16 protein-coding genes and 2 tRNA genes are annotated in these 15031 nt (G+C 65.9%); 5 read left to right on the top strand and 13 right to left on the bottom strand.

Annotation, left to right across the window (positions count from 1 at the left end):
* Positions 1-266 precede the first annotated feature (266 nt).
* From LRA87_RS05990 to fdhD, 3 genes are read left to right on the top strand one after another with little or no spacing between them, the layout of a single operon-like run.
* A complete protein-coding gene (locus LRA87_RS05990; RefSeq protein WP_268934832.1) occupies positions 267-2552 on the top strand; it encodes an FdhF/YdeP family oxidoreductase in 2286 nt (761 codons plus the stop codon).
* On the top strand, positions 2519-3064 hold the full coding sequence (mobA, locus tag LRA87_RS05985) for a molybdenum cofactor guanylyltransferase (protein WP_329958588.1): 546 nt from the start codon (positions 2519-2521) through the stop codon (positions 3062-3064). Before LRA87_RS05990 ends, mobA begins: the two co-directional genes overlap by 34 nt.
* Positions 3061-3870, top strand: coding sequence for a formate dehydrogenase accessory sulfurtransferase FdhD (gene fdhD / locus LRA87_RS05980; RefSeq protein WP_230630076.1), 810 nt, complete (start codon positions 3061-3063; stop codon positions 3868-3870). Before mobA ends, fdhD begins: the two co-directional genes overlap by 4 nt.
* Here the strand turns inward: fdhD and LRA87_RS05975 are convergent.
* From LRA87_RS05975 to LRA87_RS05955, 5 genes are all read right to left on the bottom strand, one after another.
* Complete coding sequence (locus LRA87_RS05975; RefSeq protein WP_230630074.1) at positions 3867-4163, bottom strand: hypothetical protein; 297 nt, start codon at positions 4161-4163, stop codon at positions 3867-3869. The genes fdhD and LRA87_RS05975 overlap by 4 nt on opposite strands.
* Positions 4164-4262: 99 nt before the next feature.
* Positions 4263-4339 (bottom strand) — tRNA-Met (locus LRA87_RS05970).
* Between the two features lie 44 nt (positions 4340-4383).
* On the bottom strand, positions 4384-4902 hold the full coding sequence (locus LRA87_RS05965; RefSeq protein ID WP_230630072.1) for a 2'-5' RNA ligase family protein: 519 nt from the start codon (positions 4900-4902) through the stop codon (positions 4384-4386).
* Entirely contained in the window at positions 4899-6821 is a 1923-nt protein-coding gene (locus LRA87_RS05960) for a potassium transporter Kup (RefSeq protein ID WP_230630070.1), read from the bottom strand. Before LRA87_RS05960 ends, LRA87_RS05965 begins: the two co-directional genes overlap by 4 nt.
* A gap of 123 nt (positions 6822-6944) precedes the next feature.
* Complete coding sequence (locus LRA87_RS05955; RefSeq protein ID WP_230630068.1) at positions 6945-7388, bottom strand: Lrp/AsnC family transcriptional regulator; 444 nt, start codon at positions 7386-7388, stop codon at positions 6945-6947.
* A 123-nt stretch (positions 7389-7511) separates the two neighbouring features.
* On the opposite strand from LRA87_RS05955, the gene ald reads away from it, so the two are divergent.
* Both ald and LRA87_RS05945 read left to right on the top strand, forming a co-directional pair.
* Positions 7512-8618, top strand: a complete 1107-nt coding sequence (gene ald / locus LRA87_RS05950; protein WP_230630066.1) for an alanine dehydrogenase — start codon at positions 7512-7514, stop codon at positions 8616-8618.
* 57 nt (positions 8619-8675) lie between these two features.
* Complete coding sequence (locus LRA87_RS05945; RefSeq protein ID WP_230630064.1) at positions 8676-8894, top strand: DUF3072 domain-containing protein; 219 nt, start codon at positions 8676-8678, stop codon at positions 8892-8894.
* A gap of 42 nt (positions 8895-8936) precedes the next feature.
* Here LRA87_RS05945 and LRA87_RS05940 read toward each other — a convergent pair whose 3' ends face one another.
* From LRA87_RS05940 to LRA87_RS05905, 8 genes are all read right to left on the bottom strand, one after another.
* On the bottom strand, positions 8937-9572 hold the full coding sequence (locus LRA87_RS05940) for a tetratricopeptide repeat protein (protein ID WP_230630062.1): 636 nt from the start codon (positions 9570-9572) through the stop codon (positions 8937-8939).
* A complete protein-coding gene (locus LRA87_RS05935; RefSeq protein WP_230630060.1) occupies positions 9572-9976 on the bottom strand; it encodes a cytochrome c-type biogenesis protein in 405 nt (134 codons plus the stop codon). The genes LRA87_RS05940 and LRA87_RS05935 overlap by 1 nt, the downstream gene beginning before the upstream one ends.
* Complete coding sequence (locus tag LRA87_RS05930; RefSeq protein WP_230630058.1) at positions 9973-10500, bottom strand: redoxin family protein; 528 nt, start codon at positions 10498-10500, stop codon at positions 9973-9975. Before LRA87_RS05930 ends, LRA87_RS05935 begins: the two co-directional genes overlap by 4 nt.
* On the bottom strand, positions 10497-12413 hold the full coding sequence (locus LRA87_RS05925) for a heme lyase CcmF/NrfE family subunit (RefSeq protein WP_230630056.1): 1917 nt from the start codon (positions 12411-12413) through the stop codon (positions 10497-10499). The genes LRA87_RS05930 and LRA87_RS05925 overlap by 4 nt, the downstream gene beginning before the upstream one ends.
* Entirely contained in the window at positions 12410-12844 is a 435-nt protein-coding gene (ccmE, locus tag LRA87_RS05920; RefSeq protein ID WP_230630054.1) for a cytochrome c maturation protein CcmE, read from the bottom strand. The genes LRA87_RS05925 and ccmE overlap by 4 nt, the downstream gene beginning before the upstream one ends.
* A gap of 97 nt (positions 12845-12941) precedes the next feature.
* Positions 12942-13667: a heme ABC transporter permease CcmC gene (gene ccmC, locus LRA87_RS05915; protein ID WP_230630052.1), complete on the bottom strand. Its 726-nt coding sequence runs from the start codon at positions 13665-13667 to the stop codon at positions 12942-12944.
* 88 nt (positions 13668-13755) lie between these two features.
* On the bottom strand, positions 13756-14808 hold the full coding sequence (locus LRA87_RS05910; protein WP_230630050.1) for a Glu/Leu/Phe/Val dehydrogenase family protein: 1053 nt from the start codon (positions 14806-14808) through the stop codon (positions 13756-13758).
* Positions 14809-14908: 100 nt separating this feature from the next.
* A tRNA-His gene (locus LRA87_RS05905) sits at positions 14909-14985 on the bottom strand.
* Positions 14986-15031 lie beyond the last annotated feature (46 nt).

The following is a 15031-nucleotide window of genomic DNA, read 5'->3' as shown; positions in this document are numbered from 1 at the left end:
TCGCAGGGCAGATTTGAACCGCCCGCATCGCGACCGGCGGTCCACCGGTGCGAACGCCTGTCCTACACGGCGCCGAACCGGTATGATGCAAGCATGCTCCGTATGTCCGCACCGATGGCCGCAGTCCCTCCGGTCGCGTGCGGGGGCCGTTTGCGACGGCGACGTACCGTCAACTTCGGCAACTTCCGCGTCGCACGACTCGCGCGGCCGAAGTGCATCCAAGCCTGTTCCAACGCGTTACACCGGCGAAGCGAAGGGGATATCCGTTGAGCGACGACACCATCAACACCGATCCGTACACCGGCGCCGCGGGTGGCTGGGGTTCGATGAAGTCCCTCGCGGAGATCGGCCTGCGCGAAAAGAACGGGCCCGAAACCGCCCGCGAACTCACCCGCCAGAACAAGCCCGGCGGCTTCATGTGCGTGTCTTGCGCCTGGGGTAAGCCCGCGCACCCCCATGTTGCCGAATTCTGCGAGAACGGGGCCAAGGCGACGGCATGGGAACTCACCAGCTACCGCACCACGCCTGAATTCTTCGCCAGGCACACCATCGCCGAATTGCGCGGCTGGAAGGATTTCGACCTCGAACAGGCCGGCCGCCTCACCCATCCGATGAAATACGATGGCGCTACCGACAAATACGTCGCAGTCAGCTGGGCGGAGGCATTCGCGGACATCGGCGCCCATCTGAAGCGCTACGATCCGAAGAAGGTCGTCTTCTATGCGTCCGGCCGCGCGAGCCTCGAAACCAGCTACATGTGGGCGCTGATGGCGCGCATGTACGGTAGCCAGAACCTGCCCGATTCCTCCAACATGTGCCACGAGACGACCTCCGTCGGGCTGAAATCCGCGATCGGCTCGCCCGTCGGTACGATCCACCTGTCCGACTATGACGTCTGCGACGCGATCTTCTATTTCGGTCAGAATCCCGGCACCAACAGCCCGCGCTTCCTCCATCCCCTGCGCTCCTGCGCCAAACGCGGGGTCGAGATCGTCGTGTTCAATCCGCTGAAGGAACGCGGTCTCGAACGCTTCACCGATCCGCAGAACCCGATCGAGATGGCGACCGGCAAATCGACGCCGATCGCCAGCCAATATCACCAGGTGAAGGCCGGCGGCGACATCGCCGCGATCCTCGGCATCTGCAAATATGTCATCGAGGCGGACGACCAATGCCAACGGATCAACGCCCCGGCGATCCTCGATCACGCCTTCATCGCCGAACACACGACGGGCTTCGATGCGTTCGCCGACATGGCCCGCGCCACCGACTGGTCGACGATCGAACATGAAAGCGGCCTGTCGCGGCAGGATATCGAGGCCGCCGGCGCGGTCTACGCCCGATCGAAACGGGTGATCTGCGTCTATGGCATGGGCCTGACCCAGCACGTCCACGGCATCGATAATCTCCACACGCTGGTGAACCTGATGCTGTTGCGCGGCAACGTCGGCAAGCCCGGCGCGGGCTTCGGCCCCGTCCGCGGGCACAGCAACGTGCAGGGCCAGCGCACGGTCGGCATCACCGAAAAGCCGGAACTGGCCCCGCTGGACCGGCTGAAGGAACTCTACGATTTCGAACCGCCGCGCGAGAAGGGCTGGGACACGGTCGATGCGTGCGAGCACATCATCGACGGCAGCGCGCAGGCGTTCCTCGGTCTTGGCGGCAATCTCGCGCGCGCGGTGCCCGATACCGCCGCGATCGAGCCCGCATGGCAGCGGCTCGACCTGACGGTCAGCATCGCAACCAAGCTCAATCGTACACACCTGTTGCCGGGCAGGAACTGTTACCTGCTCCCCTGCCTCGGCCGGATCGAAACCGACGAACAGGCCGGGGGTGCGCAGGCGGTGACGATGGAGGACAGCTTCAGCCGCATCTACGGCTCGCGCGGCCGGGCGACCCCGGCGGCGGAAACGCTGCTGTCCGAACCGGCGATCGTCGCCGGCATCGCAACGGCGACGCTCGCCCCCAATCCGAAGGTCGACTGGAACGCGTGGGTCGGGAATTACGATCTGGTCCGCGACGCGATCGAGGCGACCTATCCCGACAAGTTCGACCGCTTCAACGATCGGATGTGGACACCGGGCGGCTTCTGGAAGGGCGTGCCCGCCGCGCATCGCCAATGGCTGACCGAAAGCGGGCGCGCCGAATTCAACATACCCACCGCATTGAACGCCACGGGCTTCGCCGAAGCTCCCGGCCGGTTCCGCTTGATGACCCTGCGCTCCAACGACCAGTTCAACACCACGGTGTACGGCTATCACGATCGCTTCCGCGGCATAAAGGGCACGCGCGACGTCGTCCTGATGAACCGTGCCGATATGGCGGAAATGGGACTGGCGCCGCACGATCTCGTCGACATGGTCGGCGACGCCGACGAAACGACGGAGCGCCGCGTGCCAAAGCTGATGGTCGTCCCCTACGACATTCCACGCGGTTGCGTCGGTGGCTATTATCCGGAATGCAACATCCTCATATCTGTTAAGCACAAGGCCGAGCAAAGCCATGTTCCGGCAGCGAAATCGGTGCCGGTCCGGCTGGAGAGGGCAGCCTGATCCGCGACCTCGTCCTCGGCGCGATCCTGGCCGGCGGACGATCGAGCCGGTTCGGCAGTGACAAGGCATGTGCGCTGCTGGACGGCCGCCCTCTGCTCGATCACGTCCGCGAAGGGCTCGCCCCCCACGTCGATGCCGTCGTCGTGATCGGCCGGGCGGGCGGTATTCCCGATCTGCCGTCTCCCGATCTGGGGCCGCTTGGCGGCATCGCCGGCGCGCTCGATCACGCCGCCACGCACGGCTTCGGCACGGTGTTGACCGTGGGTTGCGACATGCCCCGGCTCCCCGCCGATCTCCTCGAATCGCTGCTACGTCGAGCGCCCAGCTATTGTACCGACGCTCCCATTCTCGGTCATTGGCCGTCCACACTGGGCGCGCAGGCGCTGAGCTACATCGCGACATCGGCACGGCGATCGGTCCGTGGTTGGGCGAACGGCATCGGCGCGTTGCCGATCGCTGCGTCGGGGCCACTGGCGAACGTCAACACGCCCACGGACATGATGACACTGTGACGTCGTTTCGGAACGAGCCCATCGGTATCCTGCGTCCCGATGGTGTCTGCGCCCCGGGAACGCGCGACATCGCGATCGAGGCCCCCGTCGCGATCGAGGTCGATGGGCTGGGCTATGCGGTGATGATGATGACGCCCACGGACCTGACCGCGTTCGCCATCGGCTTTATGCTGACCGAGCGGCTGGCGGACGTACCGGCCGATGTGATCGATATCGATCCCTTCGAATCACCGGCCGGCTGGATCGTCCGGATCGCACTGGCCGACAATTGCCGTGCCCGCATCCACGACCGCGTACGCCACCGCACCAGCGACACCGCCTGCGGGCTTTGCGGCATCGCCAGTCTGGAACAACTCATTCGGCCCGTCACCGGACGCCCGCCTCGCCCTACGGTCGACGCTGGCGCGGTCTTCTCCGCACTGGGCTCGCTCCGCGCGCATCAGCACCTCAACGCCGCCACCGGCGCCGCCCACGCCGCCGCCGCCTGTTCCACAGCGGGCGGCATCGTCGCGCTGTTCGAGGACGTCGGCCGGCACAATGCGCTGGACAAGCTGATCGGCGATCAGGCGCGCAATATGGGTGCACCCGCGGCTTTCACGCTGGTGACGTCCCGGATCAGCTTCGAAATGGTCGACAAGGCACTGGTGTCGGGCACACCGTTGCTCGTCGGCATATCCGCTCCCACCAGTCTTGCGGTCGATCACGCACGGGCGCACGGCCTTACCCTGCTGGCCCTCGCCCGGACCGATTCGCTTCTGGTTATGAACGATCCATGGAAGGTGTTTGACGTAAGTCGACGCGCTTAATGGCCCCAGTCCCAGACGTGCTCCGACCAGTTCCGCACGGCCGCTGCGGTATCGCCGAACCAACTCACGACGATATGTCGGTATGCGCCCTCCAGAAAGACGCTGTCGGCCACTACGAGGACCATCAGCACGGCAGACCACAATACGCCGCGATGCATCGGTTCGGGTTTGCGAACCAGCTTCACCTCGGTCGCACGACGTTCCGCCAGCCGCCGCTCCGGTCCCGCATAGGCGGCGGAGGGTGCGATGCGACGCTCGACCCTGCGGCGCTCGTTGGGGAAGTTATACGACATCGCGATGCCTCGACCGGGACCAGACCCGATCGTCGCACAGGGAAGGTTTACAAATCGTTCGTATCGCAGGTGGCGGTCACGACGGCGGCACTACCGAAATGGTAGCGGAGGAGGGACTTGAACCCCCGACCCCAGGATTATGATTCCCGTGCTCTAACCAGCTGAGCTACTCCGCCCCGCCGTGTGAGGGCGCGCCTATAAGTGGGGGATGCGGCGTCCGTCAAGCGAACATGTGCCGGGAAAGCGCCTCCCATGGTCCGCCGCGATACCACCAGGTCGCAAGACCGGCGATTTCGGCATCCCATGGTTTGAAATCGCGGGTCAGCGCAGCCATCAGCAGCTTTGCGATGTTCGGCTGCACCTTGTTCTGGATGGTGACGTGCGGACGCCATCCGCCGGCGTCCTGCGGGGTCAGCATGCCCGTGAACGCCTCGGCGAGATCGCGACGGATCGCGATCAGCTCGGGCGACTCAATTCGATAGGCGACGCCGCGGCCGAGCGACATCAGCCCGCCGACGCGTGCTCTGGGCGCCCGCACGCCGCGGGTCAGCTCGGACAGGCGATGCTTCAGCTCGCCCTCGGCGGAGGGCGGCAGGTGGTGGAATAACGTCAGATGCGCCGACAGCACATTGCGTTCCGGCGGGAAGTGCGCCGCGCGCTGCGCGTCGAACCAGCCCTGATCGCGACGGCCGAACAGGGCGGTCACGATGATGGGCGCCGGGCCGTTCTCGGTCGTCAAATCTCGACCTGGCTACCAAGCTCGACGACGCGATTGGTCGGCAGGCGGAAAAATTCCATGGCACTTTCCGCGTTGCGCAGCATCCAGGCGAACAGCTTTTCGCGCCACAACATCATGCCGGGCCGCTCCGACGGCAGCAGCGTCTGCCGCGACAGGAAGAAGCTGGTGTCCATCATCTTGAAGTCGGCGCCGCATTCGTGAACGCGCTTCAGCGCCGCCGGCACGTCGACCTCCTCCATGAAGCCGTATCGCAGGATGAGGCGGTAGAAGCCCTCGCCCATGGCGTCATCGGTCGCCCGCTCCGCTTCGGGCCAATACGGCTGCGCGACGATCTTTACGGTCAACAGGATGACGCGCTCGTGCAGCACCTTGTTGTGCTTCAGGTTGTGGAGCAGCGCGTGCGGTACGCCATCTGCGGTCGATGTCATGAACACCGCCGTCCCCGGCACGCGACTGGCTGAATTCGCGGCGGACGTGATGAACACCTTGATCGGCATGGCGGCCTCCCGCAGCCGGTCCATCATCAGTTGCCGCCCCTTCGACCAGGTGGTCAGGAAGGTGAAGACGATGAGGCCGATCATCAGCGGGAACCAGCCGCCATCCGGCACCTTGGTAAGGTTCGCCGACAGATAGGCACCGTCGACGAGGAAGAAGAGCGAAAGAAGCGGCGCGGCGGCATAGAGCGGCCAGTTCCAGAGCCGGGTGAGCGCGACGCCGAGCAGGCAGGTGTCGATGAACATCGCGCCGGTCACGGCGATCCCGTACGCCGAGGTGAGGTTCGACGAGGTCCGGAAGAACAACACCAGCAGGATCACCATCACCATCAACATCCAGTTGACCAACGGGATGTAGATCTGACCGGCAGTCGCCGCACTCGTGTGTTCGATGCGCAAGCGCGGCATGAAGCCGAGCTGGATCGCCTGCTGCGTCACCGAGAAGGCGCCGGATATCACCGCCTGACTGGCGATGATCGCCGCCATGGTGGCAAGGATCACCAGCGGCAACTGCAGGCTATCCGGCGCGAGCATGTAGAACGGGCTTTTCAACGCCTCCTGCCCCTCGCGGAACAGCAAGGCACCCTGCCCCATATAGTTGCACATCAACGCGGGGAGGACGAACACCAGCCACGACAGCCCGATCGGTTTGCGACCGAAATGCCCCATGTCGGCATACAGCGCCTCTGCGCCGGTGACGGCCAGCACAACCGATCCGAGTGCCAGGAATGCCCGCAGCGGATCGATCAGGAAGAACTCCGCGGCATAATGCGGCGAAAAGGCCTTGAGCACCTCCGGCGTCTGGGCGACGCTGATCAGGCCGAGCACCGCGATCACCGCGAAATAGACCAGCATGATCGGTCCGAAGACAAGGCCGATCCGCGCGGTGCCGCTCTTCTGCACCCAGAACAGGGCGATCAGGATCGCGATGACGATCGGCAGCACGAGCCCCGAAAACGCCGGCGCCGCGATCGCCAGCCCCTCGACCGCACCGAGCACGGTCACCGCCGGAGTGATCATCGAATCGCCATAGAACAACGACGTCGCAAACACGCCGAGCAGGATGATGCCGGCGGACCAGCGCTTGCTCTTGGTTCGACCGGAGACCAGCGCCAGCAGCGCGAGGCTGCCGCCCTCTCCCTTGTTGTCCGCACGCATGATGATCGCGACATATTTGATCGTCACCACGATCATCATCGACCAGAACATCAGGCTGAGCACACCCATGATGTGCAGCGGGTCGAGCGTCAGCTGATGATGCCCGGCGAAGGTTTCGCGAAAGGCGTAGAGCGGGCTGGTGCCGATGTCGCCGAAGACGATGCCGATCGCGCCGACTGCAAGCTTGAGCATCCCGTCCGCGTGATGACCGTGATCACCCTCGTCGCTGCGCGCGTTGGGGACGGCGGCGGGTACAGGCGTGCTCACGAGCGGTAAGACCGATCCGACACGATGCGAAGACCGGTAGTGTTCCCAACCTGTTCCATAACGATGCGCCTTAGCATGGGCTGAATGGACGGAGCAACGGCAGGCCGGCGCAAGCCGTGCCGCTCAGGGACGGCGAAAGACCTCGCGGATCACGAAGTGCGACGCGAGACGCGTGACACCCGGCAGACGCGACAGGGTTTCACGGTGGATGCGCTCGAAGGTGTCGTCGCGGCGCACCTCGACGTGCAGCATATAGTCCGCCTCGCCGCTCATGAGGAAGCAGTCGCGGATTTCAGGGATTTCCGCGATCTCTCGCTCGAACGTCGCCATCGTCTCCTCTCGCTGGTCGCGCAGCGTCACATTGACCAGCACGACGCTGGGATTGCCCCGTGCCGCCTTGCTGAGCACCGCGCGATATCCGGCGATAAAGCCGCGCTCCCGCAGCGATCCGACACGGCGGTGCGCCGCACTCGGCGACAGTCCGACCGCGTCGCCCAGTTCCGCGCTGGTTAGATCGGAATTGGCGATCAGCTGGGACAGGATACGGCGATCGATGGCGTCGAGCATGTAGATTGCGTTACATCGGTTTACGACGCGATGATATCCTGCCGAAGTGACGCTGACCGGACGAGATTGCGACCTTCTCCCGCACGACCTTCTGTATGGCGGTCGGCAGAAGAGGAGATAACCATGCGCATCGGCGTTCCCAAGGAAATCAAGAACCACGAATATCGCGTCGGCCTGACCCCCCCGTCGGTCGCCGAACTGGTCTCCGCCGGCCACGAGGTCGTCGTCGAGACCAAGGCCGGCTCCGGCATCGACTTCGAGGATCAGGATTATATCGACGCCGGCGCGACGATCCTGGCCGATCCCGCCGCGGTGTTCGCCGCCGCCGACATGATCGTAAAGGTCAAGGAACCGCAGGCCAGCGAGATTGCATTGCTGGAACCGCGGCACCTGCTGTTCACCTATCTGCATCTCGCCGCCGACAAGCCGCAGGCGGAGGGACTGATGAAGTCGGGCGCCACCTGCATCGCTTATGAGACGGTCACGGCGGCCCGCGGTGGCCTGCCGCTGCTGAAGCCGATGAGCGAAGTCGCCGGCCGCATGTCGGTGCAGGTCGGTGCGCATTACCTCGAAAAGGAACAGGGTGGGCGCGGCGTCCTGCTCGGCGGCGTACCGGGCGTCGCACCGGCGAAGGTCGCGATCCTCGGCGGCGGCGTATCGGGCGTCAACGCGGCGCAGATGGCGGTCGGCATGCGTGCCGACGTGACGATCTACGATATCTCGAACGATCGCCTCGCCGAACTGGATATGTTCTTTTCCAGCCAGATCAAGACGGCTTATGCCAGCAAGGCGGCGATCGCCGCGGCCGTAAAGAACGCGCACCTCGTCATCGGCGCGGTGCTGGTTCCCGGCGCCGCGGCACCGAAGCTGGTGACACGCGAGATGGTGAAGACGATGAAGCGCGGCGCGGTGCTGGTCGATATCGCAATCGATCAGGGCGGCTGTTTCGAGACTAGCCACGCGACGACGCATGAGGATCCGGTGTTCGAAGTCGATGGCGTCATCCATTATTGCGTGGCGAACATGCCCGGCGCGGTCGCCCGCACATCGGCGTTCGCGCTCAACAATGCGACGCTGCCGTTCGCGCTCAAGCTGGCCAATCTGGGTGCCGAGGCGGCGATGAAGGCGGACGCGCATCTCGCCAACGGACTGAACGTGTCGCAGGGCAAAATCCGGCATCAGGCGGTGGCCGAGGCGCTCGACCTGCCGTTCGAGGCATGGAACGGCTAAAACGGAACGAAGGTGGAACAGGATGGTTGGAGCCTCGAACTGAGAGAGGCTTCAACCATGTCCGAAATCGAAAACCCGAAAACCCATCCGACTTCCAATGCGGAGAAGGACCCGGATGACTGGACCACCGGCGACGAGGCCATGACGGGTGCGCAGGCCAGCTACCTCAAGACCCTGAGCGAGGAGGCTGGCGAGGCCTTCGACGACACGCTGAGCAAGGCCGATGCATCGAAGCGGATCGACGCGCTGCAGGAACAGACCGGTCGCGGCAAGTAGAACGAGCGGTGGCCTTCCCTCGTCAGGCCGGGGGAAGCGCCGTCAGCCGCCGGTACGCTGCTGCTCGGCGAGCAGTTGATCGATGAGCATGACCCGTACCGCGATGTCCCGGCGGTACGGTGCTCCGGCGGGCGAAAGCGCCAACGCCCTCGCCCACTCCCCCCGGGCGCGGCCGTAGTCGTTGGCTCTGACATAGGCCAACCCTAGGAAGAAATGTGGTGCCGGATGTTGAGGCGCAACGCGGATCGCCTGCCGAAAAGCGAATATCGCCGGCGGCGATGGCGTGTTGCCGTCATGCGCGGCCATCGTCGTGCCCAGCGCGGTCCACAGCATTACGCTGTGCGGATAGCGATTGAGCCCGCCCAGGATTGCACGCACCGCCGACCGACGATCACCCGCACGCGCCATTGCGTCGGCAGCGGTCAGATAGGCGGCCTCTGCGGTGAACCGCCCGAGCATACGCTCGCGCAGATCGATCAGCGCGGCATCGTCGGCCTGCCCGATTACGGCGGCTCGCGCCGGACTGGAGGCGAGGTTTGGCGATCCCTGCCACGCATAGCCCGCAGCCCCCAGCATCAACGCCGCACCGATCATCGCCCATAACAATCGGTCGACGCGCAGCAGCAGCAACGCGATCCCGCTCGCGGCGGCGATTGCGATCAGCGCGACCCAGCCCATCAGCGCTGCCTGCGACGAAAGCTGGAACGCGCGATGACGGCTCCCAGCGCCAGCAAGGCGACTGGCGCAAGCCATAGCGGCCAGGTCGCGGCACCGAACGGCGGATCGTAGGTGACGTAATCGCCATAGCGTTCGACCAGCCACCGCCGGATCGCATCGGGCTTCTCTCCCGCAGCGATGCGGCCGCGGACGAGCGCGCGCATGTCGCCGGCCATGCTGGCGTCGCTGTCGGCTATCGACTGGCCCTGACACACGATGCAGCGCAATGTCGCCATCAGTTCGCGCGCCTGCGCCTCCTGCGCCGGATCGCGCAACTGGGTATAGGCGAGCGCGGCCGGCGGCGTCGACGGATCGGCCAGCGCCGGTGCCGCGATCAGCACAAGAGAGAGGAGCCACGCCCTCACCGGGCGTTCTTCACGGCAGCGGCGATGGCGGCGACATCGCTAGCCCTGATGTCGCCGACGTGCTGGTGGACGATGCGGCCCTTGCCGTCGATCACGAAACTCTCGGGAACGCCCGACGAGCCGAGCGCGAGTTGCACGGCGCTTTGGCGATCGTCCCCGATCCGATCGAAAGGGTCACCGTTGCGGTTGAGGAACCCGCGCAATGCGGGGGCGGTGTCGCGGATGGCGATGGCATCCACCGGTACGCCCATCGCCTTCAGCCGCAGCAATTGCGGCGATTCCGCAGCGCAGGGAATGCACCAGCTGGCGAAGATATTGAGCAGGCGCGGCTGGCCCTGCCGGAACACGGCAGTGGAGAGGCCCGGCTTGCCGGGCGCGATAGGGGGCAGCGCGAAATCGGGCAACGGCTTGCCGATCATCGCCGACCGGACGGTGCGGTCGGCGGGCTTGATCAGGCCGCCGGCGACGACCGCGAACAACAGGCCGAAAAGCGCCAGCGGCGTCCAGAGCAGCCAGCGCCTCATGCATATCGCTCCTGTACGACAACGCGGCGTTCGCGGCGCCAGCGACCGATCAGCGACAGCGCACCACCCAGGGCGATCAGCACGCCGCCGAGCCAGATCAGCGTGACGAACGGCTTCCACCACAGGCGCAATTGCCAACGGCCCTGTTCGTCGGCCTGCCCCAGCACCGTATACAGCTGGCCGTCCCATTCGGTCGCGATGGCGCTTTCGCTGGTTGCCGTCACGGGATCGGTAAAGAAGCGGGACTGCGGGCGAAGCACGATCGTATCGTCGTCGCGGGTCGCGGTCAGGCGGGCTTCGAGCGCGGACCAATTGTCGCCGACGACCGGCTTGATGCCGGCAAGCCTCACGACATAGGGACCGACGCGTACCGGCTGACCGACCCGGGCTGCGATCAACGTTTCGGCGGTATAGGCGCTGTCACAGGCCATGCCGACGAGACTGACCGCGATACCGAGGTGGGCGACGACCATGCCCCAGGTAAACAGCGGCGTGCGCAACAGATTGCGGCCGATCAGCGGCAGGATGCTGGCCACTGCCAGCCCCGCGGCCAGCGAGATGCCCAGCAGCGGCAATACGCCGGGGGGAGCGAGGACGACGAGCGCCGCGCCGGTGAACCCCGTCGCCGCGATCGGCCAGATCAGTCGGTCCAGCAAGGCGCCTGCATCGTCGCGTCGCCACCGCAGCAGTGGGCCGACCGCCATCGCCACGACCAGCGCCAGCGCGATCGGGCCGGCGGCCTTGTTGAAGAAGGGTGGTCCAACCGACAATTGCACACCGAAGCTGGCGGCGACGAGCGGATAGAGCGTGCCGATCAGGACGATGCCGAGGATGACGGACAACAGCAGGTTGTTGATCACCAGACCCCCTTCCCGGCTAACGAATTCGAAGGTGTTACCGGCGCGCACCGTACCGATCCGTGCGGCGAACAGCGCGAGCGCTCCACCGATGTAGATGAGCAACAGCGCTAGGATGAAGGCGCCACGTTCGGGATCGACGGCAAAGGCGTGGACGCTGGTGAGGATGCCGGAACGGACGAGGAAGGTGCCGATCATCGACATGGAGAACGCGACCACTGCCAGCATCACCGTCCAGGCGCGCAACCCATCGCGGGTGGCGAGCACCGTTACCGAATGGAGCAATGCCGTCGCCGCGAGCCACGGCATCAGCGACGCGTTCTCGACCGGGTCCCAGAACCACCAGCCGCCCCAGCCAAGTTCGTAATAGGCCCAGTAGGATCCGGCGGTAATGCCGAGCGTCAGGAAAACCCACGAGGCCAGCACCCACGGCCGCATCGCCCGGGCGAACGCCGGGCCGACGTCGCGCGTGATGAGTGCGCCGACCGCGAAGGAAAAAGCGACCGAAATGCCGACGTAGCCTATGTAAAGCGTCGGCGGGTGGAAGGCGAGACCGGGATCTTGCAGCAGCGGGTTGAGGCCGAGGCCGTTCGGCGGCGCGTGGCTGATGCGGGCGAAGGGATTGGAGGCGAATAGCAGGAACGCGTAAAAACCCAGCGCGATGCCCGCCTGCGCACCCAGCGTGGCGATCAGCGTGCGTTCGGGCAGGCGCCGTTCGAGGATCGCGACTGCGCCACCGGCAAGGCCGAGGATCGTGACCCAGAGCAGCATCGAGCCCTCGTGGTTTCCCCACGCGCCGGCGAATTTGTAGATCCACGGCTTGGCCGAATGGCTGTTCTCGACGACAAGTTTGACCGACATGTCGCTGGCGAGAAACAGCGCGATCAGGGCGATCATCGTGATCGCGGCAAGCGCACCCTGCACGATGGCGATCGGGCGGACGGCGGCGACCGGCTCGGGCTGCCCGCGGGCGAGGCCGAGTGCGGCCATGACGAGTTGCAGCGCCGCCAGCGCCGCGGCGAGCCACAAGGCGGCGAGGCCGATCTCCGCCGTCATCGCTCCAGCGTCTTCGTTTCGTGCATCTTGCCGGCCAGTTCGGGCGGCATGTACTTTTCGTCGTGCTTGGCGAGCAGGTTGGTTGCGGTGAAGCTACCGTCGCGGTTGAACTGCCCTTCCGCAACGACGCCGGAGCGTTCGCGGAACAGGTCGGGGGTTATGCCGGCGAAGGTGACCGGCGTGGTCGCCCTGCCATCGCCGACGACGAAGTGAACCGTGACGCCGTCCCGCGCGCGCGTGATCGATCCCGCCTGAACCATACCGCCGAGCCGCACCGCCCGGCCGAGAGGGAGCCCTTGCCGCTGAACGTCCGACGGCGCGTAAAAAAAGGCCGCCTGATCCTTCATCGCCGACATGGCGAGCAGGGCTGCCGCGACCACCGCCGCAACGCCGAGTAGCGCCAGCGTCAGCCGTTGGTGCTTCGCCTTCATCTCTCGGCGCGCCTCATCGCGATATAGCTGGCAAGCGTCAGCAATACGGCCGCGCCGATCGCGATTGCATAGGCCGCGGTGATGAACGGCCACGCGTTCATGCGCGCGCCATCCGGCGCATGCGCGCCTCCGCCTTGGTACGCGCGAGCGCAGTGCGCATCCGCATCAGGACGATCGCGGCGAACAACAGGGTGAAGCCGGTCATGGTGAAGCCGAGCGGCCACAGGATGCTGCCGGCGATGCTCGACTTCGTCAGCCCGATCGAGGGGCCCTGATGGAGCGTGTTCCACCAGATCACCGAATAGCGGATGATCGGCAACAGCACGGTGCCGGCGATGCCGTAGAGCGCGGGGATGCGTCCGTCGCCGCCGCGTTCCGCATCGGCGCGGGCCAGCGCCATGTAGCCGCAATAGACGAAGAACAGCAGCAACATCGAGGTCAGGCGCCCATCCCACTGCCACCACGTCCCCCACGTCGGCCGGCCCCAGATCGACCCGGTGACGAGGCACACCGCGGCGAAAATCGCGCCCGGCAGCGCGATGGCGCGCGCGGCGAGTTGGCTGAGCGGGTGGCGCCAGACGAGGAAGGCGATGCTGCTGATCGCTATGCCGCTCCATCCGCCCATGCCGAGCCAGGCGGCGGGCACGTGAATGTAGAGGATGCGGACGCTTTCGCCCTGAAGATAGTCGGGCGGCGTCTGCGTCAACCCGGCCCAGCAACCGATCGCGAGCATCACCCAGCCGACGACCAGCAACGCCGGCGTACAGGCACGGGCGAGCTTGAGGAAACGCGCAGGGTTGGCGAGGGCATGAAGGGTCGGCACGGCTGGTTCCGCCATACGAAGCTTTGCGCGCGCCGTCACCTGATACTATCCGCCCGCCTGGCCGGCCGGACGGGGAAACGGCGGCCCCTTACCCGCGGCCGATGAGTCGACGAGCGATCGTGTCGGCCACTTCCGCAGCGGGGCGGCCGGTACGCTCGCTCTCGTCCCACACCTCGTCGAGGCGTGCGGGGATCTTGGCGATGCGCGCCATCACCTCCGCCTCGTCGCCCTGCCCGAGATATTCGAGGCCGACGTTGATGATGCCCCCGGCGTTGATGACGTAATCCGGCGCGTAGAGGATGCCGCGCGCATGAAGGCGATCGTAATCCTCGCGTGTCGCCAGCTGGTTGTTGGCACCGCCGGCGACGACCTTCGCCACCAGCGTCGGGATCGTCGCTTCGGTAAGGATCGCGCCGAGCGCATTGGGGCTGAAGATGTCCGCCTCGACGCCGAGGATCGCGCCCGCGGCGACGGTATCCGCGCCCAGCTCCGCCGCCAGCGTCTTCGCGCGGTCCGCATCGACATCGGCGAGGGTCAAGCGGGCGCCATCCTTCGCCAGCAGTCTGGCAAGCCCGCCGCCGACCGAGCCGACGCCCTGGATCGCGACGTGGACGCCCTTCATATCACCGGTGCCGAGGCCGCGCTTCGCCGCCGCCTTGACCCCCAGATAGACGCCGTGCGCGGTGTAGGGCCCGGGATCGCCGCCGGCCGCGCCGCTTTCGACGGGAAGGCCGCTGACGTATTTCGTCTCGCCGGCGATCATCTTCATCCGCGCTTCGGACATGCCGACGTCTTCGGCGGTGACGTAAGTGCCGCCGAGCGATTCGACGGCGCGGCCGAATGCCTTCAGCCGATCGTCGGAGATGACGGCCCCCGGCTCGTCGGCCAGGATGACACCCTTGCCGCCGCCGAGCGCGAGACCGGCCATCGCGTTCTTGAAGCTCATCCCACGCGACAGGCGCAACGCGTCGGTGACCGCCTGATCGCCCGATGCGTAATGCCAGAATCGCGCGCCGCCGGCTGCCGGACCGAGATGGGTGGAGTGGACGGCGATGATCGCGCGCAGGCCGGATGCACGGTCGGTGAAGGTATGGACGCCTTCATGGCTGTCGAAATCGGGAAGATCCCACACCGAGGTCATGGCCTGCTCCGCTTGGATGATTCTTGCGAGCGACGGCAATATTATTTCGCTGCCGCTTTGGCTAGCCCCGATGGCGTCTGCGCTGCATCGGGTGAGATAATGGGGCGACCGACGGGACTTGAACCCGCAACTTCCGGCATCACAAGCCGACGCTCTAACCAATTGAACTACGGTCGCCGCGAAGGCTGGCCCCCTAGCGGGGGTGGTGGCGGTGCGTCAAGAC

It is taken from the genome of Sphingomonas sp. Leaf37 (assembly GCF_920939475.1).
In the GTDB taxonomy this organism is placed as follows: Bacteria; Pseudomonadota; Alphaproteobacteria; order Sphingomonadales; family Sphingomonadaceae; genus Sphingomonas.
Note: the sequence above shows the minus strand (reverse complement) of the source record. Positions and strands in the feature narration are given on the sequence as shown.